General features: G+C 56.0%; 2 protein-coding genes. Both read right to left on the bottom strand.

The window, feature by feature from the left end; all coding sequences use genetic code 11:
- On the bottom strand, positions 1 to 367 hold a 367-nt coding region (locus AACS18_RS22885; RefSeq protein ID WP_108613399.1), incomplete at its 3' end, for an SMI1/KNR4 family protein.
- Positions 368 to 377: 10 nt separating this feature from the next.
- Positions 378 to 3,655 (bottom strand): RHS repeat-associated core domain-containing protein (locus AACS18_RS22890; protein ID WP_258228803.1); only part of this gene is annotated, 3,278 nt, incomplete at its 5' end.

Here is a 3,655-nt window from a genome sequence, read left to right on the forward strand (position 1 = left end):
TCCCACTGCTTAGTTCTAACAAAATAGAATAAGGATCATTATACGTTACAAGAAGTAAACTTTCAGGGCGCGGTCCCTTCCCCCACCACTGAGTTAGATCATTCTCATTATTTAACTCAAAAATCTTCCCCAAATAATCACCATCATCACCGAAGATAAAGCTACCAAGAGAAAAATTACCTAAATCATACTTCAAAATAAAATTCTTAAATTTATCATGCAACTTAATGTTTAGCTTTTGTTCTAAATCAATAACATCATCAACAGAGCCCCCTCCGTTTTTCATGATCAAGTCATCCATTTCTCCACCAAACGGAGAAAATTTCTCATATAGCTTAGATTCTATTTCTGATAATTCCAGCAGCATAAAAACCTCTCTATTTCGTATGCCAAATACCACCACTTCCTACATGCGTTTTCCCTGGAACCGGTATTGCGTAGCGCCCCTGGTCAACATGATGATGAATTAATGTATCACCTTTGTAATTTGCATGTTCAGGAAACATTTTAATCCAAGTATCATCTATTTTTGGAGACAACCCTAACTCATTAACTCTATATGCGTTACTTTTACTCAATGAATCAGGTTGCAAATCACTCCACTGCTTCCAGAATTGTTTATTATCTCGAAGACCTCCGTTTGCAGTCTTAACCCCTGAGCTAAATGTTGCTGTATCAATTGAGTACGCAGGGTCTGGTCGCCCTGGAACCTTTGGGTCAATTCGAGTCTGATATGGATTATCACCTCTCGGGATTGGCTCTTTAGCTTGTTCTTCTTTGCCCGGACATCCACTCAATCCCAACGGATCAATATAAGTGAGCGGGTTCTGCACATACCCTTGTGGCCTCAGCCCTCCTGCAAATCCTATCGGGTCTGATGAGATATACTGCCCCAACTCCGGGTCAAAGTAACGGTGTCGGTTGTAATACAGCCCCGTCTCCTGGTCATAGAGCTGACCCTGATAGCGCAACTCGCAGTAGGTCTCTTCATTGGCCGCATCCCCAAGGAAGCGCCTGAGCGGTTGAGGGATGGCATCTGCGCGATAGTTGCCCCACAACCGCTGTTCACCACGCCAGAGGATGTCACCAGCTTCGCTGCACAGCTCACGAGCGGTGCCCGCCACGTCCGTCACGATATAGTGCAGACGCTCTTCCTGTTCACCAGCTTCCCACTGGGCCAGCGGCCTGAAGCTGCCCGGCTCATAGACCCACTGCACCTGACGGGCGGCGTTGCCATCGGCCCGGTAGCTTTGTTGCTGCACCAGCTGATCACCGTCCCAGCGATAGTGGACGCGGGTTATCGCGGTGAGTTGGCTCACCTGCCCCTCCCGCTCCTTGCCGATGCGCCGACCAAAGGGGTCGTAGCGGTAACGCCAGCGGCTGCCATCGGGCAAAATGACCCGTTGCAAGCGGTCGTGGGCATCCCATTGAAATTGCGAGGTCTGGGGCCGAAAGCCGGGGCGTGATACCACTTTTTCACTGAGGCGACCGCACTTGTCGTAGCGGTATTGGTTGGGCCCCATCTGACTGACTCGACCCGCAGCGTCATAACGGCGCAGCGGCTCGGCCTGTGCTTGCTTGCTGGAAAGGGATTGTCCCTCACCTGGCAGGAGATGGGAGAGCTCGCAGAGGTTCAGTTCACTGTCATAACCAAACAGCCGGGCCTGACGCTCGTGACCGCGCTTGCTGCGCTCAGCCACCACCTGACCGTTGCCATTGAGCTTCCAGCCCTGTTCACCCCAGTGGCTGTCGCTGACCCCAACCAGGCGGTCGAGGGCATCATACTGATAGTGACGCGACAGAGTGTCTGGCACAGCGCCACTCGCAGATACCAGGGATTGAGAGAGCAAAAGCCCGGTGGCGCTCCACCCTTGATTGAGGGCAAACCCGGCCTCGCTCTGGCGCACCTGCTCACGCCCTTGACGGTCGTGGGCAAACTGCAGGGGCTGGCGGCTGCCCACGGTGAGCTGGGTCAGTCGCCCTTGCTGCCAAACCAACCCCAGCGGCGCCAGCAAGCCGGTGATGGCCTCACGCTGGCCCGCCTCGCCATAATGGCTCTCTATCGTCTCGCCATTGACGCGCTCGCAGACCACCCGGCCCAGTGCATCCCACTCGTATTCCACCACCGCATCGGTGTTGCTGGCCCGCAACAGACGACCGGCGGCATCATAAGCAAAGTGGGTTTCACTCTCTTTTGCTCTCGCCGTCGGGTCACTACGCTCGCCCTGCGCACGCCAAGCTTCAATTCGAGCCAGTCGCCCCAACACATCATAGTGATAGTGCAGCTCGCGATTATCCGGTGCCCGGCGCAGTACCAACTGCCCCGCCACATCGTAACGGTAGTCATAACGACGCCCGTCATAGTGCACTTCCGCTGCGACCCGGCCGCAGGCATCAAACTCATAGCGCCAGTGATGTCCCTGACTGTTAGTGACACCGGCAAACTCGCTCTCGGCGTTGTAGTGATAGCGGGTGGTGGCACCCAGCGGGTCGGTTACGCTCTGAAGGTTGTCAAAGGCGCCATAGGTCAGTTGGTGGTGATGTCCCAGCGCATCGGTCAGCCGAACCAGATTGCCTTCGATGTCGTAATCGAAGCGGCTCTCGGTACCATCTTCATAGATGACCTTGCTGGGTTGTCTGGCGTGGTGACGATACACCCAGCGGCGCACCAGAGCACCTTGTTCGCCCTCCTGATAGCGGGCGACCAGACGGTCTTGCTGGTCATAGACAAACCGCCAGGGAGCACCGTTAGCTGGCTCGTAACGAACCGGCAAGCCTTGTTCCCCATAATGCCACTGGCTGCGCTGACCGACCGGGTCGGTCACCGCGGCCAGCAAACCCTGAGGGGTATACTCATGACGCCAGCACTGACCCAGCGGGTTGGTCACCCCTTCAACGAGCCCCTGAGGGTTATAGCTGTATTGCCACGGCTGGCCGAGCGGGTCGATATAGGCCAGCAGCCTGCCCGCGTCATCGTAGCCATAACGGTGGGCACTGCCATCGGGCAAGGTCACGCACGTCACTTGACCCCACGCATTGCGTTCAAACTCGGTACGCTGGCCCAGGGGGTTGACCAGCGCCGCCAACTGATTGTTCACCCACTCAAAGCGTGTCTCGCCGCCATCCGGCTCACGGCGCAGCAGGATGTTGTTGCGCTCATCGCGCACATAGGCGGTGACGCCACCAAAAGCGCTGTGGTAATAGCTGGTGAGATTGGCATCGTCATAACTAAAACGATCTTTCCAATAGCCGCCCGCACAGCGGTTGGCCAGACAGCGACCTTGCGAGTCATAGTCGTGTTCGACCCAGGTTTGGGCGAGATCACTCCAACGGGTGAGCCACCCTTGCGGTGAGTATTGGTAATCAAAGCTGCGCCCGGCACCCGCCCTGACCCGCAGCAAGGCGCCACTGTCGTCATATTCATAACGGGACAGCTCGCGAGGTGGGTCAAACTCCGACACCACCAGGGTAAGCGCAGAGACATTGCGCCCCTGATGGCTGACCCGAATATAGCGACCATCGGCCAGCAAGACACGCACCAGTCGGCCCCGCTCCCATACCCAACGCACCCGGTTGCCACTGGCATCACTCATGGATGTGAGATAAAGGTGGGGGCCACGGGCATGCTCAAAGCCATAACGGCGTCCATCCAGAT

The sequence above is a fragment of the Aeromonas sp. HMWF015 genome (assembly GCF_963878965.1).
GTDB lineage: Bacteria > Pseudomonadota > Gammaproteobacteria > Enterobacterales > Aeromonadaceae > Aeromonas > Aeromonas veronii.